The sequence below is a fragment of the Paracoccus versutus genome, assembly GCF_029909795.1.
In the GTDB taxonomy this organism is placed as follows: domain Bacteria; phylum Pseudomonadota; class Alphaproteobacteria; order Rhodobacterales; family Rhodobacteraceae; genus Paracoccus; species Paracoccus versutus.
In genome coordinates this window covers 1-24585 of record NZ_CP038196.1, presented here as the reverse complement: position 1 = coordinate 24585, position 24585 = coordinate 1, and the positions used below count along the sequence as shown (strand labels likewise).

Annotated in this window: 28 protein-coding genes; 12 read left to right on the top strand and 16 right to left on the bottom strand. The window is 63.4% G+C overall.

Annotated features, from left to right (window positions below; all coding sequences use genetic code 11):
• The first annotated feature begins 11 nt into the window (after positions 1 to 11).
• From E3U25_RS00135 to E3U25_RS00115, 5 genes are read left to right on the top strand one after another with little or no spacing between them, the layout of a single operon-like run.
• Positions 12 to 1214: an ABC transporter substrate-binding protein gene (locus E3U25_RS00135; protein WP_166435460.1), complete on the top strand. Its 1203-nt coding sequence runs from the start codon at positions 12 to 14 to the stop codon at positions 1212 to 1214.
• A gap of 58 nt (positions 1215 to 1272) precedes the next feature.
• Complete coding sequence (locus E3U25_RS00130; RefSeq protein ID WP_244295045.1) at positions 1273 to 2046, top strand: ABC transporter ATP-binding protein; 774 nt, start codon at positions 1273 to 1275, stop codon at positions 2044 to 2046.
• Complete coding sequence (locus tag E3U25_RS00125) at positions 2046 to 2789, top strand: ABC transporter ATP-binding protein (protein WP_116221755.1); 744 nt, start codon at positions 2046 to 2048, stop codon at positions 2787 to 2789. Before E3U25_RS00130 ends, E3U25_RS00125 begins: the two co-directional genes overlap by 1 nt.
• The gene (locus E3U25_RS00120; protein WP_116221506.1) at positions 2786 to 3700 is read left to right on the top strand and encodes a branched-chain amino acid ABC transporter permease; all 915 of its coding nucleotides are present in this window, start codon (positions 2786 to 2788) and stop codon (positions 3698 to 3700) included. The genes E3U25_RS00125 and E3U25_RS00120 overlap by 4 nt, the downstream gene beginning before the upstream one ends.
• Before the next feature lie 12 nt (positions 3701 to 3712).
• Positions 3713 to 4711 (top strand): branched-chain amino acid ABC transporter permease, encoded by a 999-nt coding sequence (locus E3U25_RS00115; RefSeq protein ID WP_116221507.1) that lies wholly within the window; start codon positions 3713 to 3715, stop codon positions 4709 to 4711.
• A 261-nt stretch (positions 4712 to 4972) separates the two neighbouring features.
• Here E3U25_RS00115 and E3U25_RS00110 read toward each other — a convergent pair whose 3' ends face one another.
• On the bottom strand, positions 4973 to 5734 hold the full coding sequence (locus E3U25_RS00110) for a gamma-glutamyl-gamma-aminobutyrate hydrolase family protein (RefSeq protein WP_116221508.1): 762 nt from the start codon (positions 5732 to 5734) through the stop codon (positions 4973 to 4975).
• A gap of 205 nt (positions 5735 to 5939) precedes the next feature.
• Positions 5940 to 6788 (bottom strand): MurR/RpiR family transcriptional regulator, encoded by an 849-nt coding sequence (locus tag E3U25_RS00105; RefSeq protein WP_116221509.1) that lies wholly within the window; start codon positions 6786 to 6788, stop codon positions 5940 to 5942.
• Between the two features lie 220 nt (positions 6789 to 7008).
• On the opposite strand from E3U25_RS00105, the gene E3U25_RS00100 reads away from it, so the two are divergent.
• Genes E3U25_RS00100 through E3U25_RS00080 form a run of 5 tightly spaced genes read left to right on the top strand, consistent with a single transcriptional unit; the run spans position 7009 to position 12634 of the window.
• Positions 7009 to 8376 (top strand): glutamine synthetase family protein, encoded by a 1368-nt coding sequence (locus tag E3U25_RS00100; protein ID WP_116221510.1) that lies wholly within the window; start codon positions 7009 to 7011, stop codon positions 8374 to 8376.
• Positions 8377 to 8385: 9 nt separating this feature from the next.
• Complete coding sequence (locus tag E3U25_RS00095; protein ID WP_116221756.1) at positions 8386 to 9768, top strand: aldehyde dehydrogenase family protein; 1383 nt, start codon at positions 8386 to 8388, stop codon at positions 9766 to 9768.
• A 27-nt stretch (positions 9769 to 9795) separates the two neighbouring features.
• Positions 9796 to 10644: a type 1 glutamine amidotransferase gene (locus E3U25_RS00090; protein ID WP_116221511.1), complete on the top strand. Its 849-nt coding sequence runs from the start codon at positions 9796 to 9798 to the stop codon at positions 10642 to 10644.
• Positions 10634 to 11059: an SgcJ/EcaC family oxidoreductase gene (locus E3U25_RS00085; protein WP_166435461.1), complete on the top strand. Its 426-nt coding sequence runs from the start codon at positions 10634 to 10636 to the stop codon at positions 11057 to 11059. The genes E3U25_RS00090 and E3U25_RS00085 overlap by 11 nt, the downstream gene beginning before the upstream one ends.
• 27 nt (positions 11060 to 11086) lie before the next feature.
• A complete protein-coding gene (locus E3U25_RS00080) occupies positions 11087 to 12634 on the top strand; it encodes a GMC family oxidoreductase (protein ID WP_116221513.1) in 1548 nt (515 codons plus the stop codon).
• Positions 12635 to 12707: 73 nt separating this feature from the next.
• On the opposite strand, the gene E3U25_RS00075 is transcribed toward E3U25_RS00080, so the two are convergent.
• The 11 genes from E3U25_RS00075 to E3U25_RS00025 all read right to left on the bottom strand — a co-directional run bounded on the left by E3U25_RS00075 (position 12708) and on the right by E3U25_RS00025 (position 21867).
• The gene (locus tag E3U25_RS00075) at positions 12708 to 13166 is read right to left on the bottom strand and encodes a CopG family transcriptional regulator (RefSeq protein WP_116221514.1); all 459 of its coding nucleotides are present in this window, start codon (positions 13164 to 13166) and stop codon (positions 12708 to 12710) included.
• 9 nt (positions 13167 to 13175) lie between these two features.
• Entirely contained in the window at positions 13176 to 15164 is a 1989-nt protein-coding gene (locus E3U25_RS00070; RefSeq protein WP_116221515.1) for a conjugal transfer protein TraG, read from the bottom strand.
• Between the two features lie 15 nt (positions 15165 to 15179).
• Positions 15180 to 16919, bottom strand: a complete 1740-nt coding sequence (locus tag E3U25_RS00065) for a relaxase/mobilization nuclease domain-containing protein (RefSeq protein WP_116221516.1) — start codon at positions 16917 to 16919, stop codon at positions 15180 to 15182.
• Positions 16920 to 17163: 244 nt separating this feature from the next.
• On the bottom strand, positions 17164 to 17745 hold the full coding sequence (locus E3U25_RS00060; protein WP_116221517.1) for a hypothetical protein: 582 nt from the start codon (positions 17743 to 17745) through the stop codon (positions 17164 to 17166).
• A 49-nt stretch (positions 17746 to 17794) separates the two neighbouring features.
• Positions 17795 to 18568, bottom strand: a complete 774-nt coding sequence (locus tag E3U25_RS00055) for a lytic transglycosylase domain-containing protein (protein WP_116221518.1) — start codon at positions 18566 to 18568, stop codon at positions 17795 to 17797.
• Between the two features lie 3 nt (positions 18569 to 18571).
• Positions 18572 to 18907 carry a DUF736 domain-containing protein gene (locus E3U25_RS00050; protein WP_116221757.1) on the bottom strand — a complete coding sequence of 112 codons (336 nt, stop codon included), beginning with the start codon at positions 18905 to 18907 and terminating at the stop codon, positions 18572 to 18574.
• A 34-nt stretch (positions 18908 to 18941) separates the two neighbouring features.
• Positions 18942 to 19526: a S26 family signal peptidase gene (locus E3U25_RS00045; protein WP_116221519.1), complete on the bottom strand. Its 585-nt coding sequence runs from the start codon at positions 19524 to 19526 to the stop codon at positions 18942 to 18944.
• Complete coding sequence (locus E3U25_RS00040; RefSeq protein ID WP_244295047.1) at positions 19496 to 20035, bottom strand: DUF2840 domain-containing protein; 540 nt, start codon at positions 20033 to 20035, stop codon at positions 19496 to 19498. Before E3U25_RS00040 ends, E3U25_RS00045 begins: the two co-directional genes overlap by 31 nt.
• Positions 20032 to 20463 carry a hypothetical protein gene (locus E3U25_RS00035; protein ID WP_147304491.1) on the bottom strand — a complete coding sequence of 144 codons (432 nt, stop codon included), beginning with the start codon at positions 20461 to 20463 and terminating at the stop codon, positions 20032 to 20034. Before E3U25_RS00035 ends, E3U25_RS00040 begins: the two co-directional genes overlap by 4 nt.
• Positions 20456 to 21580, bottom strand: a complete 1125-nt coding sequence (locus E3U25_RS00030; protein WP_116221758.1) for a replication initiator protein A — start codon at positions 21578 to 21580, stop codon at positions 20456 to 20458. The genes E3U25_RS00035 and E3U25_RS00030 overlap by 8 nt, the downstream gene beginning before the upstream one ends.
• A gap of 5 nt (positions 21581 to 21585) precedes the next feature.
• Positions 21586 to 21867 carry a helix-turn-helix transcriptional regulator gene (locus tag E3U25_RS00025; RefSeq protein ID WP_116221522.1) on the bottom strand — a complete coding sequence of 94 codons (282 nt, stop codon included), beginning with the start codon at positions 21865 to 21867 and terminating at the stop codon, positions 21586 to 21588.
• A gap of 229 nt (positions 21868 to 22096) precedes the next feature.
• Here E3U25_RS00025 and E3U25_RS00020 point away from each other — a divergent pair, with 229 nt between their 5' ends.
• A complete protein-coding gene (locus E3U25_RS00020) occupies positions 22097 to 22435 on the top strand; it encodes a GatB/YqeY domain-containing protein (RefSeq protein WP_147304492.1) in 339 nt (112 codons plus the stop codon).
• Here the strand turns inward: E3U25_RS00020 and E3U25_RS00015 are convergent.
• From E3U25_RS00015 to E3U25_RS00010, 3 genes are all read right to left on the bottom strand, one after another.
• Complete coding sequence (locus E3U25_RS00015; RefSeq protein ID WP_208861559.1) at positions 22422 to 22988, bottom strand: DUF2285 domain-containing protein; 567 nt, start codon at positions 22986 to 22988, stop codon at positions 22422 to 22424. The genes E3U25_RS00020 and E3U25_RS00015 overlap by 14 nt on opposite strands.
• Positions 22966 to 23217 (bottom strand): transcriptional regulator domain-containing protein, encoded by a 252-nt coding sequence (locus tag E3U25_RS24940; protein ID WP_116221524.1) that lies wholly within the window; start codon positions 23215 to 23217, stop codon positions 22966 to 22968. The genes E3U25_RS00015 and E3U25_RS24940 overlap by 23 nt, the downstream gene beginning before the upstream one ends.
• Positions 23218 to 23338: 121 nt before the next feature.
• Complete coding sequence (locus E3U25_RS00010) at positions 23339 to 23638, bottom strand: DNA -binding domain-containing protein (RefSeq protein ID WP_116221760.1); 300 nt, start codon at positions 23636 to 23638, stop codon at positions 23339 to 23341.
• Positions 23639 to 24131: 493 nt separating this feature from the next.
• Between E3U25_RS00010 and E3U25_RS00005 the strand changes: the two genes are divergently transcribed.
• Positions 24132 to 24419, top strand: coding sequence for a DNA -binding domain-containing protein (locus E3U25_RS00005; protein WP_116221525.1), 288 nt, complete (start codon positions 24132 to 24134; stop codon positions 24417 to 24419).
• Positions 24420 to 24585: the final 166 nt, after the last annotated feature.

The following is a 24585-nucleotide window of genomic DNA, read 5'->3' as shown; positions in this document are numbered from 1 at the left end:
TGGAGAGAGACATGACGAAGTTCCGCGATTGCGGGGGCGCGCTTGCCCTTGCGACCTTGCTGGCCACGCCACATGCTGGTCTTGCACAGGACAATGGTGTCACCGTCGGCATGGCACTGGCCTACTCGGGCTGGATGCAAGCCTATGACGGCGAGGCCGGCAACATGGCCGAGCTATGGGTCGAGCAGAAAAACGCCGCGGGCGGCTTGCTCGGCGAGCAGATCGAATTGATCAGAGGAGACACCAAGACCGACCGGGTGGTCGGCGCCAAGGTCGGGGAGGACCTGGTCTCTCAGGGCAGCGATCTGCTCGTCGTATCCTGCGATCTCGATTATGGCTCGCCTGCCGCGCTGGCCGCGGCTTCGGCGGAGATCGTGAACGTGTTCATCTGTGCGGCCGAACCCCGCGTGGTTCCTGCCATCGGTCCCTACAGTTTCACATCCAATACGGCCGGACAGCTGGATGGCGTGACCATGGCCGCATGGGGCAGCAAGGAGAAGAGCTTCTCCAAGGGATATGTTCTGCTGGATGAAACGATCGAATACAACAAGGCCGCCTGTGCTGGATATGATTGGCAGATGGCGCAGCAGGGAAGCGAGATTGTCGGCCGGGATTCGTTCAAGGGCGTCGATCCGGTCATCAGCTCGCAGATCACTCGTCTGGCGGAAGCGATCCGCAACGACGCGGTCGACCATGTGATGTTCTGTTCGACCATGCCCGGAGCCGGAAGCGCATTGCGCCAGATCCGTGCTGCAGGAATCGATATTCCCATTCTCAGCCTGGCGACCCTAGACGGGACCTACTGGCTGGATTCGGTGCCCGGCCTGAAGGATTTCTATATTCCCGTGCAAGCAATGACCACCGGGGACGACCCGCGTGCCGAGATCAATCAGCTGACGGCTGCCTATGAGTCCCGTTTTGGTCAGAGACCTTCGACGATCTGGGCCTATCCGATCTACGCATGGCTCGATCTTTGGGCGCAGGCAGTGGAGAAGGTGGGCACAACCGATGCCGAGGCGGTCGTCGCCGAGATGAACACCTATGCGGAAGTTCCAACCGTGCTCGGCCCGCGCAGCTTTAGTCCGATGATTCATATCCAGACCAATGTGCCGCTGTTGATCACCGAATTTCGCGACGGCAAGCAAAGCATGGTCGGAGAATGGCGCATCGACCAGCCGATCCCCGACAATGTCCTATTCCGCACAAAGAACTGAAAATCGCTCGGCAGGGTCGGTGCGGCACGCACCGACCCTGCGGTTCAAGGGGATTGAGATGTTGGACCAATATGTAGGTTCCGTGGAAACGGGGAGCGCCCACGCGCGCACCGATGCAATGACGATGGGCTGCTCAGGGCTCGGGGTGATGTTTGACGGGCTCGCCGCGATCTCGGATGTTACCCTGTCGCTCCGGCGGGATGAGATACTGGGGCTGATCGGACCGAATGGAGCCGGGAAAACCACGCTGGTGAACTGCCTGACGGGTTTTCAGCGCCCTACCACCGGCAGTGTGACGCTGGGCGGGGAGAATACGCTGGGCTGGTCGGTGACCAAGTTCCGTGAGATGGGTATCGCGCGGACCTTTCAGGCGGGCCGCCTGTTTCGCGACATGTCCGTGATCGAGAATGTCGAAGTAACCGGTGTGGGCCTCGGCCTTTCGCGGCGCATCGCACATGACAAGGCGGCGGCAATGCTGAACTGGCTGGGCCTGTCGGACATGGCGTGGTCGAAGGCTGGGTCGCTGGCCTATACCGACCAGCGCCGGCTGAGCATCGCGCGTGCCCTCGTCGTGCCCCCCGCTTTCATCTTGCTGGACGAACCTGCGGCCGGGATGTCCGACACCGAGTGCGAAGCCCTCAATGAGGTAATTGTCGCGATCCCGCAAAACTTCACCTGCGGCGTTCTTCTGATCGAGCACAATATGCGCGTGGTGATGAGTATCAGCGACCGCATCCATGTGCTGGACGGCGGCAAGACCATCGGAAGCGGCACGCCTGAGGAGATCAAGGCGAATGCGGCCGTCGTCGCCGCCTATCTGGGAGAGGCATGATGGGCCGTATGCTGGAGGTTTTGTCCGCAAACGTCTCCTACGGGGACATGGTCGCGCTGCGCGACGTTTCGATCTATGTCCAGGAGGGGGAGGCGGTCTGCGTGATCGGGCCGAACGGGGCCGGGAAATCCACCTTGATGACCGCTATCGCCGGCGGCGTCGGCCTGCGCAGCGGTCATATTCGTCTGAACGGGGAAAGTATCGCGGGGGTAAAGCCGGAGGATATCGCGGCGCTTGGCGTGACCATGGTGCCGGAAGGGCGTCATGTCTTCGGCACTCTGACGGTGACCGACAATCTGAGGATTGGCGGAATGCTCAAGAGTTCGAGCCGGCAGATTGCCGATGACATCGAGCGGACGTTCGAAATCTTCCCCCGGCTTCGGGAAAGATCCGGCTCGCTCGCGGCCCGGCTTTCCGGGGGCGAACAGCAAATGCTGGTCGTGGCTCGTGGGCTTATGACCCGACCACGCCTGATGATGATCGACGAACCCTCGCTCGGCTTGGCTCCCATGATCACCGAGCAGATCTATCATACGGTACTGGAGATGCGCAGCCGCGACGGGCTGACCTTGCTGATCAACGAGCAGAGTTCGGAGCGCATCCTCAAGCATGCGGACCGCATCTACGTGTTGCGCGGCGGACGTGTGCAACTGGAAGATCTCGCCGTCAATCTGCGCGATGGGAAAGCGATTTCGCAGGCTTACTTCGGATTCCACCCACAGGACGAAGGTGCGGCATCATGACGAATTTCCTCCAGAACCTTATCGACGGCCTGAGCCTCGGCAGCATCTACGCACTGGTAGCGCTTGGGATCGGGCTTCTTTTCGGAATCCTGCGGCTGATCAATTTCGCCCATGGCGATTTCATCACGGTCGGTGCCTATGCGTTGATCGTGCCGTCGGCCGATGCTGCGGCCCAGGTGTTCCTGGGCAAGCTGCCCTGGATCGCTATCCTTCCGTTGGTTTGCCTGATCGTGGCAATCGTTGCGCTGGTCGCTGACGGGCTGTTCTTCCGGCCGTTGCGCAAGGCCAGCGCTCCAACCCTTATGATCGCCTCTTTCGCGGTCAGCTATATCCTGCAGAACGGCATTCTGATGCTCTACGGCTCTCGTCCCAAGGCAATCGATCTGGGCGGTGGGCTGAACATGCAGATCCAACTCGGCGATCTGCGTGTTCCATTGCTCCAGCTCGTCACGTTGGGCATCACGATCATTCTGATGACAGCGCTTGGGTTGTTCCTGCGGCGGACACGATACGGAATCCAGATGCGCGCCGCCGCCGAGGATTTCCGCATGGCGCAATATCTTGGTGTCAGGGGTAACTTTGTGATCGGCTTGGCTTTCGTGATCAGCGGCATCCTGGCCGCGGTGGTCTCTCTGCTGTTCACGATGCAATCCGGTATGCTCAGCCATACGATGGGTGTACCGCTTGCTCTGTTCGCCTTCGTGGCGGTTGTCGTCGGTGGCATGGGCAGTCTGACCGGCGCGGTGGTCGGCGGCTTCGCCATCGGCATGATCGTCACGATGCTCCAGGCCTATCTGCCGGCGGACCTGCGTCCTTTCCGCGACGCCTTCGCCTTCGGGATCGTCATCGCCGTTCTGCTTTGGCGCCCGGCAGGCCTCATACCATCCAAAACCTCTTTCGAGCGCATCTGAAGGATTGGCGAAATGCAGAAGACATTTGCAAAATACCAGACCCCTGTCCTTCTCTCCGTGCTGATCGTCGCCGTCACTGCTGTTACGGTATTGGCGGGCAGCAGTCCGTCGGCGGTGACCGAGATGCTCATCCGGATGATTGCGGTCGTCGGGCTTTACATCTTCGTCGGCAATTCCGGGATCGTATCCTTCGGACATATCGGCTTCATGTGCATTGGCGCCTATGCGGCGGGATGGTGCACAGCCCAGCCGATGTTCAAGCAGATGATGCTGTCGGGGCTGCCGGTCTTTCTTCAAGAAAACCAGTATCCGTTCCCGCTGGCGCTCGGGCTCGCTATTGTCCTGCCCATGATGGTGGCCTGGCTTCTCGGGGTGGCGATCATGCGGCTATCGGGCATGGCGGCAGCCATCGCCAGCTTCGCCTTTCTGATGATTGTCTACAGCGTCTATTCCAACTGGGATTCCGTGACGGCCGGGGTCAGCACGATCGTGGGCATTCCCAAAGTCGTGGGACCATGGACGGCGTTCGGCTTTTCCGTATTGGCGATCTTCATCGCATGGTTGTTCCAGAACTCGCGCTACGGCCTTCTGCTGAAGGCATGTCGCGACGATGCGGTCGCGGCCCAAGCCTCCGCGGTGCATTTGCGGCGGATGCGGCTGATCGCCTTTGTCCTCAGCGCAGGCGTAACCGGCCTCGCGGGTGGACTCTATGCGCAGTTTCTGGGCCTTCTTGCGGTGGAGTCCTTTTACCTGACATTGACCTTCACCGTGATAGCCATGCTGGTCGTCGGTGGGATGTCCAGCCTGACAGGCGCGGTGATCGGAGTGCTTGCCGTTACCTCGGTGATCGAGCTTCTGCGTGCATTGGAAGGCGGTGTCCAAGTTTCGACAGTAACCTTGGCCTTGCCGTTGGGATCCCAGGAGATCGGGCTGGGCATACTCTTGGCCTGTGCGCTGATCTTTCGGCCATCCGGTTTGACCGGAGGCCACGAGCTCAGGATTCTGCGCTGAATGCCGCCTCGGTGCGGTATACCCTGGTGTAGGTGATGCCACGCGTCGTGGAAGCCAGCAGCAGTTTGGCACGATCACGAGCCGAGCTTCACCGATGGGATTGATCCCGCACGCGGCGTCCAACATCGATAAGATCCAAACCGGCAATCCGGAGCGCCGTGCAGATCCTTACAGGCAATAGGTGGCGGAGCTGTATATGAGGCCCGGATACCCCGTGTCATGGCGCCAGTTTTGCATCGTTATGAATGCGAGGCCCCCAGCCTAAGTTAGGGCAGTGTTGCGACACATTGCTTCAGCGACGAAGGATCGGAACAATAGGTTGCGGTCGGATTGTGACGCTTCGGTTGCTTCCGGGTGCCACTGCACGCCTATCACCCAGTCAGGACCATCGGCCTCGATCGACTCGATCATGCCATCGGGCGCACGAGCCCCGACACGCAAACCCCGCCCCAGTTCCCGCACGGCTTGATGATGGCCGGATAGAACCGACAGTTCTCGTTCGCCATAGATCCCCCGAAGACGTGTGTCGGGCTCCAAGCGGACAAGATGCTCAGTCATGGATGCGTTATCAGCGGCGACGTAATGGATGCTATCGCGTCCGAGGTCCTGAATCAGGTCGCCGCCAAAGGCGATATTGATCAGCTGCATACCGCGGCAGATGCCAAGGATCGGAATTCGTCGCAGTCGAGCCAGCCGACACAGCTCCATTTCGAAATGGTCGGCATCCCGGTTGACGCCATAGAGGGAAGTTGCCGCTTCGGCATGGCCGTAGAGGTGCGGATCGGCGTCCGCCCCACCCAAGATGAGCAGTGCCTGGACATTTGCGATTGCCCCGGCCGGATCAAGCTGCAATCGACTGGCCTCGAGAAAGTGAGGTTCGGCTCCGGCGTAACGCAAGGCTGCAAACACATTCCCAGCCAGTTCGGTCAGCACCTTGTTCAGGTGTTGAGGAACAGCGGATGAGCAAAGCGACCCTGAAACCGCAATCGAAACCGGTTCATTCGACAAGGGGGCTGCAACCATGGTTTAAGACCTCTTCTGGTATGCGTTTCGCTGTGGCTATGTCCAGGTATGGAACACGCATGAACTGTTCCTGCGCGGCGGCTGGGATAACTTCTTTCCTGGCCCGGAGAAAAAGGTGCTGAGGGCGACCGGGCCTAGGTTATCGTTTGCATTGCTCCGAGGGGCTGGAGGCGCGAATACCCCATGGACGATGGACAGAACGGGCTCACATGCCTTCGCGCAACTGCTCCATCGCCGACAGCCGCTCCTTCGCCTTGGGCCACAGCTGATGCGTTACCGCCGTGATGATGGTCTCGCACAGCAGCAGGATTCCGACCGTGGAATCCCAATTATGGCCGGTGCGGATATAAGCCGGCAATAGATGGGTGGCTTCGCGAGTCGCGGGAGAAAGCCATGTGTCAGTGATCAGGATGACCGATGCCCCCTGGCTGCGTGCGGTCCTGGCCAGTTGCAGCGTTTCCGGATCGTATCGGCGAATGTCGAACAAGACCAGGACGTCCTTGCGGCCCATGTCCATTGCCCGGTCTTTCCAGTTGCGTTGCTCCAGCAGGGTGACGCCCCGTCTCATCATCCGCAGGTGGGTGGCCAGATAGCTGGCATAGGACCCCGTGAACTGGCCACCATGCAGGTGGATGTTCCTCTTCTCGTCTGAAAGAGCGGAAATGACCGCATTCAGCACTGCTGGGATGGTGCTGTCGATGGTGGCGCGGATGTTCTCCTGGAGACGATCGGCGACGTCGTGGATCAGCGACGCATCGCCCTGATCGCCGGCGCTGCTGCCGTCATGGACCGGGGCCTTGGTGACGGGTGTTTCGAGTTGCGCCTCAAGCTCACTGCGCAGCCCGCGCTGAAACTCGGGATAGCTGGAAAAGCCCAGCCGGGATACGAAGCGCAGGATGGTCGGTGCGGACACCGAGGCGCGGCTTGCGAACTGGGCGACGGTTTCAAGGCCGGCGAACGGGTAGCTGGCGAGCAGTGCGTGGGCAGCAAGCTTCTCGCTCGGCGTAAAGGTGTCCATGTTGCGGCGGATACGCTCGGACAGGGCCAGTTGCATGGTTTCCGGCTCTTTTGATGACACGGGCCTGGTTCCTTTGTTTCAGCGCTTGACGTCCTGCAGAAATTGTATCACACATTACAGCAATGGGGAAACCCTCTTGATCTGTAATCTGCCTTACTTTTCCTGTCCATGGGAAGAGCGTAGTCACCTCGTGGATCAGGAGAGCCAAGACAGTCAGATTCAAGTCTGGTGGCGCCAAGCAGGTGAGGAAACCGAAATGCAGCCCGAGAACGTCAGAACCCTTGAAGATGCTGCGCAGATCGTGCGCGACAGTGGTGCCGAACACATCAAGATCGGTATCGCCGACCTCGATGGTATCATGCGGGGAAAATACCTTTCTACCCCCAAGTTCCTGTCAGCGCTGGAAAACGGGTTCAACTTTGCCGATGTGCTGTTCGGCTGGGACATGACGGACACGCTCAACCCGGAGAGCAAGTTCACCGGCTGGCATACAGGCTATCCGGACGCCGAGGCGCGTATTATCCCGGAAACTTGCCGTATGCTTCCAGATGAGGATGGGAGGCTCTTCTTCCTGAGCGAGTTTACCGGCAAGGCGACCACGCTCTGTCCCCGCAGCCTTCTCAAGCGTGTTGTCGAACGTGCGGATCGTCTGGGCTTCAAGGCCTGCGTGGCCAGCGAGTTCGAGTTCTTCGTCTTCAACGAGACACCGCACTCCGTGCGAACGAAGCACTACCGCAACATGGAGAATCTGGCGCCGGGTTCGTTCAGCTATTCGATGCTGCGTGCATCCGTCCATTCGGATACTTACGAAGCGGTCCTGTCCATGTGCCGCCAGCTCAACATTCCCATCGAGGGCCTGCATGAGGAGACGGGGCCGGGGGTGATGGAGGCGGCGCTGACCTATTCCGATCCGCTGACTGCCGCCGACAACGCGTTCCTGTTCAAGACTTTTGCAAAGATCCAGATGCAACGCCTTGGCAAGATGGCGACGTTCATGGCCAAGTGGTCGAACGATTGGCCAGGGCAGTCGGGGCATCTGCACCTGTCCCTGCAAACCAAGGATGGAAAGCCGGTCTTCCATGATTCCGAACGCCCCGAAACAGCCTCGCAGGAGATGCTTTGGTTCATCGGCGGGCAACAGACTCTGATGCCCGAGGTGCTGCCAATGGTGGCGCCGACCGTGAACAGCTTCACCCGCCTGGTGCCGGGCATGTGGGCGCCCACCCAGGCGACCTGGGGGTTCGAGAATCGCACCTGCGCCTTGCGGGCAATCAAAGGGTCGCCGAAAAGCCAGCGCGTTGAATACCGGATCGCCGGTGCCGACATCAATCCCTATGTCGCCATCGCCGCGGCACTGGCCTCAGGCCTTTGGGGGATCGAGAACCGCATCGAGCCGGATGCACCGATCGCAGGCAACTCCTACGATAAGGAACATGCGCCCGAGCGGGTTCTCCCGGCGCGGCTTCTGGATGCGGCCAACCGTCTCGAAGGCTCGGTCGCCGCGCGCGACCTCTTCGGAGACCAATTCGTAGAGCATTACGCCATGACACGCCGCTGGGAGGAACGCGAAGCCCAGAAGGCGGTCACGGACTGGCAACTCGAACGCTATTTCGAACTGATCTGAGGGACAATGATGTCGGACCTGGTTTGCATTTCGCCCATTGACGGCCGCGTCGTTGCGCAGCGGAATTATGATAGCGATGCCGCGCTGGAAGCAGCATTGGACAAGGCTCGGAGGGCACAGGCAGACTGGGCCGCAACGCCGCTGGAGGAGCGCAAGCGACATATAGGCCGATTTCTGGCTGAGATCGAGCGGATGAACCCGGAACTGGTGCCTGAACTGGCGATTCAGATGGGTCGCCCGGTGCGCTATGGCGGAGAGTTGAACTCCATGCGCGAGCGCATCAATGTCCTGCTCGCTATCGCCGAGGAGGGGCTGGCGACCTATATGCCCCCACAGGAACCGCGAATTGCCCGCAAGATCAAGCGGGTGCCAAAGGGCGTGGTGCTGGCCATCATTCCTTGGAACTATCCCTATCTCTCGGTGATCAATCCGGTGATTCCAGCACTCCTTGCCGGAAATGCCGTGATGATGAAACACTCGGTCCAGACTCTGCTTGTCGCGGATCGGGTCACTGAAGCATTCCGCGCTGCCGGCTTGCCCGATGGAGTTTTCACCAGCGTTCATATGAATCATGAAACCACGGCTCGTCTGATTGCCGCTCGCCGGTTCGATCATATCAGCTTTACCGGATCGGTGCGGGGCGGCGCCGAGATCGAACGCGCTGCTTCCGGCACATTCGCATCATTGACGCTGGAACTTGGCGGCAAGGACCCCGCCTATGTCCGACCCGATGCCCGACTGGATTTCGCGGCGCAGGCACTGGCCGATGGCGGCTATTTCAACTCGGGGCAATGTTGCTGCGGGGTCGAGCGGGTCTATGTCCATGAGGCCGTCTATGACGACTTCGTCGCGCAGCTGGAGGCAGAGGCCTCGGCACTGGTGCTCGGCAACCCGCTGGAACAAGAAACGACACTGGGGCCCATGGCCTCGGTGCGGTATGCGGAGACGGTGCGGGCGCAGGTCCGGCAAGCGCTGGCGCGCGGCGCGCGTCAGATCATAGACCCGAGCCGTTTTCGCGCGGCGGGTGAAGGAAGCGCTTTCGTGATGCCGCATCTGCTGGTGAATGTCGACCACGATATGGACGTGATGCGCGACGAGACTTTCGGACCGGTGATCGGCGTGATGAAGGTGCGCTCGGACGAGGAAGCTGTCGCGTTAATGAACGATAGCAGCTTCGGGCTGACGGCCTCGATCTGGACGCAGGACAACGAGGCCGCTGAACGCCTTGGAGACAGGCTCCAGACCGGCACGGTCTATATGAATCGCTGTGACTATGCCGATCCTTACCTCGCCTGGGCAGGTCTCAAGGATACCGGCCGCGGCGTTTCCCTTTCCGTCCTGGGCTTCGAGGGCGTGACCCGGCCAGCTTCCTTTCACCTGCGCAGCATTTGAACTGACGCATTCCTGAGGGTCTGAACAATGGAAATACTCGTTCTGGAAGGCAACATAGCAGAGGTTCGGGAGCACAACCGACGCCTCACCGGGCGCACTCCGGGCGAAGCTTATGCGGATGTTTTGCAAAAACTGGATCCGCTAGTGCGCTGCGAGATCCTGTGCCCCGCCGATCGGGACGATGTGGGTCTCGACCATCTCGCGCGCTACCGGGGCGTCGTGATCACCGGTTCTGCCTTGAACGCTTATCAGGACATTCCGCCTGTGCAACGACAGGTGAAGCTTGCCCTGCAGATTTTCGAGAGCGGTCTTCCCTTTTTCGGTTCATGTTGGGGATTGCAGGTGGCGGTGGTCGCGGCAGGCGGCGAGGTCATCCGCAATGAGCGCGGCCGTGAGGTCGGCTATTCTCGGGCCGTGCAACTGACCGAAGCCGGAAGGGGGCACCCGATGCACGTCGGACGACCTCAGGTTTTCGACACGCCCGCTGTTCACTCAGACCATGTCTCCCGGCTGCCCGAGAATGCCGTCGTTACCGCCTTCAATGAGGTCAGCGAAGTGCAGGCGCTTGAGATTCGCCACGGCAACGGCGTGTTCTGGGGCGTGCAATATCATCCGGAATTCTCTCTTCGAGACATCGCGGCGACATTGCGCCGCTACGGTCCGCGTCTGATCAAGGAAGAGGGCAGTTTCCAGACAGTGGATGAACTCGAGACATATGCCAGAAACCTCGAAATCCTTGAGGATATGCCGGACAGAAAGGACATCGCGTGGCAATATGCACTGGGGGCCGATCTTCTGGATCCCTCGAGGCGCCAGGTTGAAATTCGCAACTGGCTTGATCATTGCCGCAGGGAGGCGCTGCGGAATGCCGCATGACGAAGCCATGATGCAGGACAACATCCTTCTCGGCCAAGTTCTCGCGGCCTTCAATGCCGGGGCCGCGACCTGGGACGCAGATCGGATGGCGCAAGTCTACTGGGACGATGCGGTTTTCTATGGCCTGCTGACAAATCACTCGGTGGGGCAACGGTCCGTCCGGGACTACTTCGCATACTACAAGGACATCCTGAAGGGGGCCAGGCTCGTTCTCGTGGAGCAGGAAATCCGTCCTCTGGGAGCGGATGCGTTCCTGGCTCAGGGGTTCGGCGATTTCACGTATGACATGGCCGACGGATCGGTCAGCCGCAATCGGCTGCGCACCTCCCTTGTAGTGGCGCGCCGCGATGGAGAGTGGAAGATCGTTTTGCATCACTTCTCTCCGATTCCACCCACTCCGACCTATGGTCATTGATCCTTTGGTTCTGAAGGCAGGAACATTATGAAGACTTATGACTATGTAGTGGTCGGCGGCGGCTCGGCGGGTGCGGTGGTCGCCGCGCGGTTGAGCGAGGATCCCGCCGTAACGGTTTGTCTCTTGGAGGCGGGCGGTGGTGGGCGGAATCTGTTTCTGCAGATCCCAAATGGCATATACTTCGTCAAAGGGAACCCAAAGTTCCACTGGATGATGACGGCCGAACCCGACCCCACCCGATACGACCGCAAGGAAGGGTTGACTCCGGGACGCGGACTGGGCGGCGGCAGCGCTATCAACGGCATGGTCTATGTCAAGGGCCTGCGCCAAGATTACGAGGACTGGAACTCGGCAGCGGGCGGCGACTGGAGCCTGGAGGAGGTCGATCGCGCTTTTGGCCGGGTCGAGGATAAACTGGAAATCTCCGGGCCGACACCCATGCACCCCATGGCGAAAAACTTCATGAGTGCCGCGCGGAATTGGGGTCTTCCTGAAAACACGACAGACCTGAAGCGCACCGGCAGTGGTGTCATGCCTTGTCCGACCAGCGCGTCTCGCGGTCAGCGTCAAAGTACCTTTCACGGCTACCTCCGTCCTGTTCTCGGGAGGAAGAACCTCACCGTCGTGACCAATGCGGTGGCGGAAAAGGTGATCGTCGAAGGTGGCCGAGCGATCGGGATACGCTACATCCGCAAGGGCCGGGCAGAAACCGTCCAGGCCGGATCGGAAGTAATCCTTTCTGCCGGGGCCCTGATCACGCCGAAGCTGTTGATGCTGTCCGGGATCGGCCCAGCGGATCATCTGCAGGCGGTCGGGATCAAGACTCTTATCGATTTGCCGGGAGTGGGGCAGGGGATACAGGACCATCCATGCATGTGGATCAGCAACCGGGTTGCCCAGCGAACGTGGAACGATGAACTGAATCTTTTGGGAATGGCGAAATCAGGTTTGCAGTGGCTCCTGTCGCGAACCGGATCGGCTGCATCGGGAATGTGCCATGTGACGCTTTACGGCTCCACCGATGGAAGCGATGGCAGGCCGGATTTTCAAATGAGCTTCATGCCCGCCGGCTACATAGTCCTGGACCAGGGTGTGGAGTTCATCAAATCGTCTTCGGTTACCACGGCGGTCAGTCTTTGTCGACCGGTGGGGCGTGGTCGGATCGAATTGCGCTCGTCGGATATTCGCGAGGATCCCGTTATCCACTACCGCCTGCTCGACAGTGCCGACGACGTTCGTCGTCTCACCGAAGCCTGCCGCATCGCACGCGAGATCGTCCGGCAAAAGCCGATGGCAGACTATGTCCTCGACGAAGCCGGTCCTGGCCCGGCGGTCCAGACCGACAAACAATGGGAGGAGACCATTCGCCGGACGGCGGTCAACATGTGCCATCCGGTCGGCAGCTGTCGGATGGGACAGGATACCGGGGCGGTCGTCGATTCCCGCTTGCGGGTAAAGGGTGTGGCCGGATTGCGCATCGCAGATGCCTCGATCATGCCGAACCTCAGTAGTGGAAACACGAATGCGCCTTCGATCATGATTGGCGAACGTGCGGCCGAATTTTTGAGAACATGAAAGGGAACCAGCGAACCACCTTAGGTGAGATGACTGACCGTCGCAGCAATCCCCGAAGGTGGCCGGATCGCGGCTAATCGCCTGCGTCACCGCCGGGTGAAGCTTGCTGCGCCTCGCCTTCGACCTCCTCCGCGACTTCCTGCCTGAGTTTCGGCCCCTGCGCCAGCCGTCGCCCCAACGCGGTGACGAAGGCATCGTAGCGCTTGGCGGCGCCGGCGCGGGCGGCCTGCTGGGCTGGCTCGGGCAAAGGCGGGCTGGTGGTGAGCCAGAAGCGCACGAAGACCGCCAGCGTTTCGACGGCGATGCCGAGGTCGCGCTCCAGCCGGGTCAGGCGGCGGTCCATCTGGTCGAGGCGCCGGATCAGCGCCGCCTCCTGCCGTTCCGCAGCGTCGGGCGACAGGAAGGAGGCGATGCCGGCCTCGGCGATCAGCGACAGGGACTGGTTGCGCCGCGCGGCATGGGCGGCCAGCGCCTGCATGATCTCCGGCTCCAGATAGACCGAGAGGCGCTGTTTGCGGGGGGATTTCGCCATGGCGTCCTCCTAGAGTTCGATCCCGTCGTCCCGGTCCATGGAGGCCTGGCGGGCGACGGTCAGCATGTTGCGGGTCATGCGGCTGGTCCGGGCGAGGTTCTCCTCCGCCTCGTCGGCCGGCTCGCCGAAATCGAACTCGTTTTCGATCGGCTGCCAGCGCTCGACTGTGGCGGTTCGGCTCAGTTCCGGCTGCAGGCGCTGCTCGGACTCGGTGCTGTCCTCGCTGCCGGTGCCGTCGGACATGGGAGCGACATCGACTTTCGGGGTGGCGGGGATCGCCAGCCCGCTCCAGTCATCCGGCCGCAGCGTGGCACCCTGCGGCAGTACCGGCGGATCGACGACCCGCTCCCGAAACCGCCCGTCCTGATAGTATCGCACCTTCCCGGCCCGGATCGGCGGGGTACCGGCGACCATGACGATCTCGTCCTCGGGCGGCAGCTGCATCACCTCGCCGGGGGTCAGCAGCGGCCGGGCGGTCTCGGAACGCGAGACCATGATATGGCCGAGCCAGGGTGCCAGCCGATGCCCGGCATAGTTCTTCATCGCCTTCATCTCGGTGGCGGTGCCAAGCGCGTCGGAGACCCGCTTGGCTGTGCGCTCGTCATTGGTGGCGAAGCTGACCCGGACATGGCAATTGTCGAGGATCGAGTTGTTCGGCCCATAGGCTTTTTCGATCTGGTTCAGCGACTGGGCAATGAGAAAGCTCTTCAGCCCGTAGCCGGCCATGAAGGCCAGGGCGGATTCGAAGAAGTCCAGCCGACCCAGCGCCGGGAACTCGTCCAGCAGCATCAGCACCCGGTGCCTGCGGTCTTTTGCGTGCAGATCCTCGGTCAGCCTGCGGCCGATCTGGTTCAGCACCAGCCGGATCAGCGGCTTGGTGCGCGAGATGTCCGAAGGCGGCACCACCAGATAGAGCGTCGAGGGTGTCCCGCCCGCGATCAGATCGGCGATGCGCCAGTCGCAGCGGCTGGTCACCTGGGCGACGACCGGGTCGCGATATAGGCCGAGGAAGGACATGGCGGTGGACAGCACGCCGGAGCGTTCGTTCTCGGATTTGTTCAGCAGTTCCCGCGCGGCGCTGGCGATGACCGGATGCGGCCCGGCCGCGCCCAGATGCGGGGTCTTCATCATCGCCGCCAGCGTCGCCTCGATCGAGCGGCGCGGATCGGAGAGGAAACCCGCGACCCTCGCCAGGGTCTTGTCGGTCTCGGCATAGAGCACATGCAGGATGACGCCGACCAGCAGGGCGTGGCTGGTTTTTTCCCAATGGTTGCGCTTTTCCAGCGAGCCTTCGGGGTCGACCAGGATGTCGGCGATGTTCTGGACGTCGCGCACCTCCCATTCGCCGCGCCGGACTTCCAGCAGGGGGTTGTAGGCAGCCGAGGCCGCATTGGTCGGATCGAAGAGCAGCACCCGGCCATGCTTTGCCCTGAACCCGGCGGTGATCTGCCAGTTCTCGCCCTTGATGTCGTGGACGATGGCCGAGCCCGGCCAGGTCAGGAGGGTCGGCACCACCAGCCCGACACCCTTGCCGGATCGGGTCGGTGCGAAACAGAGCACATGTTCCGGGCCGTCGTGGCGGAGATAATCCTCCCCCAGCTTGCCGAGCACGACGCCGTCCGGTCCCAGCAGCCCGGCTTCCCTGACCTCATCGGGCTTCGCCCATCTGGCGGAGCCATAGGTCTCGACGTCTTCGGCCTCGCGGGCACGCCAGACCGACATCAGGATGGCTGTGCCGATGGCGAGAAATCCGCCCGAGGCGGCGATGATGCCGCCGATATTGAAGACGGCCGGGGCATAGGCGTCATAAAAGTACCACCACCAGAAGAAGGCCGGCGGGTAATAGACCGGGATGCCCCAGATCTCGAACCAGGGTGGGCCGAGCTGCGGCTGGAAGCCGAGTCGCCAGGCCACGTATTGCGTCGCCGCCCAGATGAAGGCGAGGACGATCAGGAAGACCACGGCGATCTGGCCCCAGAGAATCTTCGTTCCGGTCATGGTATATTCCTTTCCTTACAGCCCCAGCCCGCGCTTGCGGCCGAAGCTCCAGTCGACGCCGCCATCGCCGCGAGCGGTGCCGGAGACATGCCGGCCGCGATGGCGTTCCAGCGACGGCGTCCAGGGCACCAGCCTGAAGCTCAGCCCGTCGTCGATCATGGCGAAGCGGCCCGAGGCGAGGAGGAAGCGGCGGCGATAGGTGCCGCCGACATGCTCGCCGCTGGCCGCGCGATCGAAGGGCAGGCCGGTCTCGGCGGCGAGCTTTTCGCCGAGCGCCTGGACTTCGCGGTCGCGCAGGCGGTTGAGAAGGTTGCGGGCGAAGATCACGCGACCGCCCTGGCGCTGGGCGAGACCTTCATCGATCAGATGCTCAGCACGCTGCTTCATGGCCTGGCGCAGCTCGACGCCGAAACCGTCGTCGCCGAGCGCGACGGGATCGCGGGCCAGTGCCTGCCGGTCGAGCCAGGTCGCGCCCATGGCGCTCACCTGCGCCCGGATGTCGAGATCGGAACGCACGGCCAGCGCCACCCGCCGTCGGCCATTGGCATCGTCGAACTTGCGCAGCTCGACGATGGAGCCGGGCATGCTGTCACCGGCGGCATCGAGATCCGGCAGGCGGATATGGTGCGTCCGCCCGTCAACGCCGTCGACCACGGCATAGGCGGTGCCCTTCAACTCGTCGTCGAGCCCGCGCTCGACCAGCCGGCCGAGGACCGGATCGTCGAGGCTCTCGCCGGCCAGCACATAGCGGGCGCTGCCGCGGTCGATCCCGCGCTCGCCGAGGCCGCGATGGACGCGCTTGATGATATCGCCGCGCAGGCCCATCTCGCGCAGCACCGCCTGGGCGTTCTCGGTCAGCACCCATTGGCCCGGCCCGATCTGGTCGGCAAGACCAAGGGTTTCCAGCTTGCGCAGCCGGGTCACCTTGAAACTGGCATAGGCGTCGGGCTGCCGGTCCGGATGCGGGGCGAGGTCGATGACGCCGCTGCGGGCGGCATCGCGGGCCAGCTGGCGGTCGAGTTCGGTCCAGCGCTCGGCATCCATCTGGCGGACAAGGGAGGCGCGGATGTCGATCTCGCTGCGCGGGCCGAGTTCCAGCGTGACCAGGTCGCGGGCGCGGTCGCGCATGCCTTCCTTGATGTAGTCGCGCGCGATGACCAGGTTCTCGCCGTCGTCGCGGACGCCGCGCACCAGCAGATGGACATGCGGATGGCCGGTGTTCCAGTGATCGACGGCGACCCAGTCCAGTTCCGTGCCGAGGTCCTTCTCCATCCGGCCGACCAGATCGCGGGTGAAGCCGCGCAGGTCGGTCATGTCCACGGCATCGTCGGGCGAGACGATGAAGCGGAAATGATGCCGGTCGTCCTTGCAGCGCTCGGCGAAGTCCTTGATGTCCGCATCGTCGCTTTCCGGGCCGAACATCCGGGCCTTCGCGCCGTCGCGGGTGACGCCATCGCGGGAGAGGTAGCCAAGATGGGCGGGCAGGGCGCCCGAGCGCCAGCCATTGCGGACGACTCGGGCCTTGATGACCACGCTTCGGCTGCGGGAGGTGATCAGCCGGTTGGCCTGCACGGCGGCGCGCTGGCCGCGCCCGAAGCGGGAGCGCGATCCCGAGCCGATGCTGCCTTTGCGCGAGACGGTGCCGCCGGCCTTCTGCGCGGCGGCGAGCGCCTGGGCGATGAAGGGCCGGGTCTGCTGGGCGCGGGTCGAGCGGATCCGGCCCGGACGGATGCGGAAATCCTCGTCGCCGCTCATGGCAGGGGCTCCGCACATCGCGCCAAACCTAGTAACTCATTGAAAAAGCCAAAAAATCGCACCTCGCGCAGGGAGGACGCACATCGCGGATACGCGGCATAACCCATTGAAAACCCACGACCGTCCAAGCCCGCACCTCGCGGTCCTTTATCCTGCCTCTCCAAGCCGGGCGGCGCGGTCCGCAGGGCCACGCCGCCCGGCTCTTCTCTGCAGTATCCTCTGGTGCGATCTGGCTCCCGAATGCTCATGACGGGCCTCTTGGGAGGGATCGTCCCCGGCGGGCGCTGTCCGATGGCGGCAGATCGGCTAGCGGATCGTCCGGCAGGGTGAATTTCCGCTGCCATGTGCGCCACGCCGCGGTGACGGCGCCGGTGCCGGGAAACAGGTCGTCGAGCGTGTCCTCGGGCCGCGCCGCGACCATCTCGAAGCACCAGTGACAGACGGCTTCCGGCTTGGCGCCGGTCAGGCCGCGACGCAGGGTGATGCTCTCCTGGATCCAGTCGCGCAGCACCAGCCGCTTGCTGACCACGGGTTTGCGGGCGGGTTTGACGATCACCGGCTCCCAGGCCCAGGCGACCGGGACATTGCGCTTGAAGGCGGCGAAACCCTTCACCCAGGCCATCCACCGGGCGCCGGTCGGTTCGATGAGCGGCGCGAGGACAGCGATGGACCTGGGTGTCGCGGCGGCGTGCAGGACCCAGCCGTCGTAGTTGCGTTCGAGCCGTTCGATCAGCGCCGCATGATCGACCTCGCCGGCGTAATCGGCACGACCACGATAGAGATGCGCGCAGCCGATATAAGGCGGGTCCGCATAGGCGATCCTCATGTGCCGGGCCCTTCGCCGGGGTGAACGAAGTGATGAATGGAAGATTTTTTCATTGCACTGATCCTGCGTCGGATCGGTGGACGAACAGGCCATCCGGCTGCGGTGTAAGGGCGGCAGAAACGTCATCGGATGGTTCAGCGAACTGCGTTGCATGGGCAATTGCTGTGCTGTCGGATGGCACCTGTTCTGCGCCGGAAACAGGGATCATGCTGCCTGTGAAGAGCGGTGCTTCGCGCCAGTCTGGCGGCGGCGCGGCCGCGAAACCCGCGCCGGGGAGCGGGCCGCCGCCGAGCAGCGGCGCCAGCGTGGCGACATAGGCGCGGGTCTCGGCCGGCAGGGTCCGACCCGAGACCAGGTGCTCATCGTAGCGTCCCGGTCCCGCGTTATAGGCGGCCAGCATGGCCGAAATGCTGCCGTAGCGGTCATGCATCTCGCGCAGATAGGCGGCGCCGGCAAGAATGTTGTCGCGGGGATCGAACGGATCACTGCCGAGAGCATGGCGGGCGCGCAGCGCCGCCCATGTCTCCGGCATGATCTGCATCAGGCCCATGGCGCCTTTCGGTGAGACGGCCTGCGGATTGCCCCCGCTCTCGACATGCCGCACGGCGCGGATCCAGCCGGGCGGGATGCCGAAGCGCAGCGAGGCTTCTGCGACATGAGAGGCGAAAGGATCGCCAGCCTGCTGCGCGACCGGCTGCACGGTCTGCGCCAGCGGGCCGGCAGCCGGGAAGGCGGCAAAGGTCAGGCCGGAAAGCAGAAGAATTGCGGCCTGACGGGCGGCGCTCGCCCGCGCGTCTGCATGGTGATGGCGGAAAACCGGCATGGCTCAGTCCCGCTCGTCGCGTTTTCTGGGGCGAGACCAGTGCAGGCCCCAGTTGCGGCCATGCTCGTCGGACTGGAACAGCCTTGCGCGGATCGGCTGCGCGAGGACGGGATCGTCGAGGGCGACCGAGATATAGGTTCCGGCCTTTTCGCCGCTATGGGTCCAGCCGGCGCCGATCTCCGGGCCGTCCTCGCCGTCGAGATGGATGCGGTAATCCGGGGCGTTCTCGACATCGGCGTTGTGGGTCGGCACGAAGACCAGTGCGAGTTCGAGGGTGACGGTGCGGACGCGCCCCTCGTAGCCCGATTGCGTGCGGGTGAATTCTCCGATCTGTGGCATCATTTCGTCCTTTCGGTTGCGGTTGGAGAGAAGTTCAGGGGCCGCCTGCCGCGTCGGCCGCAGGCCGGCGGAAGCGGCCGTCGCCCGCCGCATCGGTCCAGTGGGGCACGATGCGGGCGGTGACGCTGCTGACCGGGAGCGGGCCGAAATAGCGGCCGTCGAGACTGTCTTCGGCGTCCCGGTTCATGAGAAAGACCTCGTATGCGCCGACGACCCGGCAGCCCTGCCAGATGGGCAGCGGCCGGCCGAGACTGTCCCGGTCGCGCGCTTGGCCGAGGACCTGGCCGGCGACCGTGATCGTGGTGCCTGTGCGGCAAACCCACGTGCCGGGAAGCGCGGCGACGCGCTTCAGCAGCGGCACGCCGGGGTCGACATAGCCGCGCGCGGTGATGAACTCCGCGAGCGGTTCGGGCGGCGTGACGGCAACCAGATCGCCGATGGTCAAATCACCGACGGGCCGCAGGGCATAGAGCCCGACGGGCACGCTGGCCGAGGCGTTCCAGATCAGTCGGGGCGCATGGTCAGAGAGGACCGGTGCAACAACAAGCGCGACGCCGACGAGCGTCAGGCCAAGGATCGGGCGTAGTCTCACGGCATCACCTCGCGGCGTTTCAGCCATGCGGCATGCCGCAGGCGCGTGTAGCGATGCGGCGCCTCGTTGGCGGAGAGACGGTGATGGAGATGCCGCCAGTAATCCGGCGCGACATCGCCGGGCGAAATACCGATGGCCTCGATCCGGTCGATGGCTTCCAGCACGCGCGCGACGCGCGGCCAGCCATGCAGTTTCAGCAGGATCTCGGCGCCGGGCTGGACATGGGGGATGGTCTGGCAGGGCTGGTCGGCCTCCACGGCGCGCAGGATGTCGATGCGGGAGGCCGTGGTGCCGTAGCCGTTCGCCGTCCAGCGCACGAAGGCGAAGACGCTGCCGGGTGCGAACCCGAGCGTCCGGCGTTCGCGGTCCTGGACCCACTTGAATCGGAAACGGCCGAAGCGGATCCAGTATTCGATCTCGCCCTTGCGCCAGATCAGGTCGACCAGGGTGCAGCCAGACGGCGGAACCGGGGGCGCGCAGCACCCGTCCGGTTCCAGTCCTGCGCCGGCCTCCGGGTTCATGGGGTGAACCGTCATGCTGGCCTCCTGCCGTCAGAGGGCCGCTGGATGGCGTGCCGCGCACGGGCGTGCCCGGCAATGACAGGATCGATCTCGCAGCCGATGTGGCAGCGGCCAGCCCTGCGGCAGGCTTCGGCAATGATCAGGTCGTAGGGCGCATGCCGGGGCATTTCCTCCCGGAAATCGCCGGTGAGGATGGTCGTGGCGATGATCTTCCTGGTGACGGATCGATCGGATGCGGCGATGAGCCAGTCGCATGATCCGGGGCCAGCAGTCTCATCAACTGGGGCCAACACCTGAGGTCTGTGAGGCCTCTCGCTGGCCTGCCGGCTGGCTCCGCGGTGGCCGAAGGTGCCGTTGGTATTGTCGCTGCTCGTCGCCGGTTCAGACCGCGAGTCCACGATTAAAGGGAAACCAGTCGATGATTTAAGGGACAACTCAGCCATCGGGGCGCCCCGTTTTCTCGGCCTTTTTCGGCGGTTCCAGTTCGTGATTCCTGGCCCCGGTTCGCGAAACCTGGCCCCTCGGCGCGGGTTCTCCACAGCGGGCGCGGCGCCTACTACAGTTAGACTCTAAGTTAGATTCTAAGTTAAGGGCCGGAATCAGCGTTTCTGGCCATAGGGTTAACTGGGTCTCTTGCGCCCGAAATCCCGATAGCGATGCGCCTGAAATCCCGATACCGTTTGCGCCCGAAATCCCGATACCTTCCACAGAGTTATCCACAGGATCTGTGGATAACTTTGCGGGCCGGATACGCAGCAGCTGGTGGCGTCCGTCGCGCTCGATGCCGAGGCGATAGCCCGGCAGCGGCTGGCGGGCGACGAGACGGCGGATATCGAGGGCGAAATCGGATGGTCGGGCGAGGCTGCCGGACTTGGCGTGCAGATGCGGAATCTCGAAGCGCCAGCCCGAGGGCTGACGGCCGGCATGCTTGCGGGCGACGCGGTAGAGCCAGCGCTCGATGCCGCCCTTCAGCCGGAAATAGGCCGGATCGATGGACAGGACCAGCGAGCGGTCGATGACGCCGCGATAGAACCATTCGGGCAACACGAACTCCATGCCCTCGATCCGGCCGTCGCTGGTCTCGCATTCCTCCCATTCGTTGATCCAGGAGAATTGATGCCGCCGCCAATGTTTGCCATGGCGGATGGTGGTGCGGATCACCGTCGATTGCAGCCGCGCCATGGTGTTTTTCAGCAGGCGGTATTCCGTCGCGCCGGTCTGGCGACCGATGGCGGTGAGCAGCTGATAAGGGGTGAAGCGCAGGAAACGCGAGGTTTGCAGGCCCGCGTTCTCGGCCTCGACGATCTGGCTGGCGGCCCAGATCAGGATGTCGGCATCCCAGATCGTCGCCATGCCGTGTTCGGGAAAGCCCTGGACATGGACCTGGACGCCGCCGGATTCGTAGTGGATCGGCGTCAGGCGCTTGGTCTTGGCGAGCGAGAAGAACGGCCGTTCCATCAGATCGCGCTGGTCGCGGGGACTGGCATCGCCGCCGGAAACCACGAAGGGGCTGAGCTTGGCCCGTTCGCCGGTGGGGCGTTTGCGGTTGCGGGAAGACATGGCGATCACCCTTTCTGCCCGGCGGGGTGCGGCCGGCGCAGGCGGTATTTCGGCAGGGCGGGAAGCACGGGCGGCGTCGGATCGGATGTCGATGTCACGGTGCCGCGCTCGGCCCAGGCCTGGAGGTCGCCGACGGCATAGACGACGCGGCCGCCGAGCTTCTTGTAGGTGGGGCCGGTGCCGTAGACGCGGTGCTTCTCCAGCGTGCGATCCGAGAGGCCGAGGAAACGGGCGGCTTCGGGGGTGCGCAGATAGCGATGGGGCAGGGGGGAATGGTCATGGGACATGGCTGCGATTCCGTGTTCTCGAAGGGCGCCGCCGCAGGGACGGCGCGTAGTCACGGACAGCCTGGCGCAAAAAACGGCCGGGGGTGGATGTCGAAGATTTTCGAGAATTTTCGACACCCCTCGACGCCGGTTTCGGGCGTTTCACTCGAAGGCTGCGAATGATAGGAAGGGCGCTCGCAATTGCAGGAAACCGCGCGAGGCCGAGATGGTGCAGGATGCCGGACATGAGATGAAGACCCGCATGCGGGCTGATTTGCGGACGGCGATGAAGGACGGCCGTGGCGGCGACGCGAGGCTGATCAGGTCGTTGATCGCGGCGATCGACAATGCCGAAGCGCCGCCCGCCCGCGCGAGCAGCGGCGCCGCGGAACAGCATCGCTTCCTGTCCGGCTCGGCGGAGGTCGAGCGGCTTTTACTGGATGCGGAGCGGGTGCGGGCGATCCTGCTGGCGGAGATCGAGGAGCGGGAACAGGTTACGGCGGAAATGGACCGCCTCGACCGACCGGATCGCGCCGATGCGATCCGGGCCGAGGCGAGGCTCGCCGCAAGCTATCTCAGCCGGTCCTGAGCGCTTGGCCTTTGCGCTTTCGCCGATGTCGGCGGCGATGCAAGAGCGACCTGTATCCGCCGGCAACGAGCTGGAACCCGTCGCGCACCAGACGGACCGCGGTTTCGCGCAGGGCATTGCTCTTCCACGTCGCCAGGGTGATCCGGTGCGCCGGGAACAGGACCTCTGCGATCATCCGGTAGCTGGCGCCGTCCTTGCGCCCGTCGACGGCGCGCAGGGATTTTCCGGCGCGCTGGCGCTTCTGCCGGGACATGCGGTGGCCATCGGGCGGAGCCTTGTCGCCGGTGAGCGCGGCCCAGAAGCGCTGCACCGCCTCCAGCCGATCCAGCGCCAGGTCGTCGGCGAGGACGACCGCTGCGACGGGCTGGTCCGGCCCTCCCGCGAGGAACAGCAGCGGGAATTCCATGCCGCCGACGCTGGCGGTGCAGAATCCGCCCTCGCCGAGGCCGCTGACGATCACATCGTCGCGGTCGGCGAGGCGTGGCCCGTCCATGCCGGGCGGGCAGGGGCGCAGCAGGATGCGCGACGGATCAACGGCAGGCGACCAGATCACCCGCTGCCTTCGTGCCGGGCGGCTCGGGTCGGCGGGGAAAGCACAACCCCCATCTTGCGGCGAGGGCCCGGCCAGCCTCGGTCTCGAGCTGGCCTGCCGCCGAAAGACGGAAGTACTCCTCTCTGTAGGTCTCGTTCCTGCGCAGGAATTCCCAGGCGAGTTCCGCAGGCGTCAATGTGTCGATGTAGTCGTAGGCGGATCGAGACCGCCACTCGGCGTATCGTGGCATTGCATTGCCTCCCTCATCGCGCGCGTTCCCTTTGAAAGAGAGGGGTCAGGATTCAAGCCGAGAGGAAGGTTGTGAAGCGCAAAGGCAGCGCAACGCTGTGCGGAGCCGGGATCGCCGGATCTCAACCGCGGCCGGCGAGCAGCAGTTCGAGATAACCGCTTGAAGCAAGCCATTTTGCACGGTCGAGATGCGAGGTGAAAACCTTCTCGGCCCGTTCTGGATGCTCGGACGGATCGATTCCGAAAATGATCTCAAACGCTTCCTGCCAGCCGGCGCCGTCGCGATCCGCGTCGAGCAGGCGCAGATAGAGCGTCAACTGCTCCTTGTCGTAGCTGGTCGGCTCGTCGCCCGCCGGCGGCTGATCCTGAAACTCCCGGGCCATTGCAGTTACCCTGTCCTTCGATTGCGGCAATCGCTGCATCATGTGTTAACGAAGTCGTGACGGTCTGGGAATGATTTTTCCGCCTGCGCAACCGGACCGTGTGCGGGCGGTCAATCCGAGAGTGGTCACGCTTTACGACTGCCGCAGGCGCTGGGCGTCAGCCATGTGGAGCTGATTGCGCCGGACGATCAGGTGTGATCCGCATTCTTGCTAAAGGACTGAATCCGACGCGCCAGATCACGATGCGTCGATTGGCGAAGACAAGGTCGTGTTGATCTATTATGTTGGCGCTCGGAGCAGACGCGCTGCTCTGGGGCGTCGAAACCCCTCTGTTACCGGTTGGTGCCGGCCGTAACGGCACCACAAACCTCGAACCTTATGGTCGGGGAGCCCATGGCGTATGTCCAGGGCTACCCGCCTAAAGGTCATGGGGCCGGGTAACAGCGGTTTCGAACTCCCCGATCACCAGGGTCAGAGGGCAATTGCGGGGGCGTACCGCAAGCCATGCCCATCGGAAACAAGGGGAAAAGCCATGAGCGCTCCCATTGATCGCGATTCCGTCGTGGAGGACGAGGCACCGGCCTCGGACAGGATTACCGCCTATGACGAGCGGCATTATGTGACCTATCTGCGGCTGCTCGACGCCAGCGCCGAGGATGCGGACTGGAAGGAAGTGGCGCGGATCGTGCTGCGCCGCGATCCCGACGCCGAAGAACTGCGCACATATCGCTGCTGGCAAAGCCATCTGGCGCGGGCAGAGTGGATGACAAAGAACGGCTACAAGCAGATGCTGAGAGGCGCCACCGCCAACAAAGGTTGAGCCTGGCAAATGGCGTGTTCGGCTGCCGCCAACAGACTGTTCTTTCTGTGCCGGCGCGCGAGGGTCGCGGTCTTATCGGTCGGCGAAGGGTCAATGAGGCGTGTCGCCACTTCCCGCCATCGGTGTCCGCCCTTTCTCCGGCGGGTATCCAAAACATGGGGCCGAA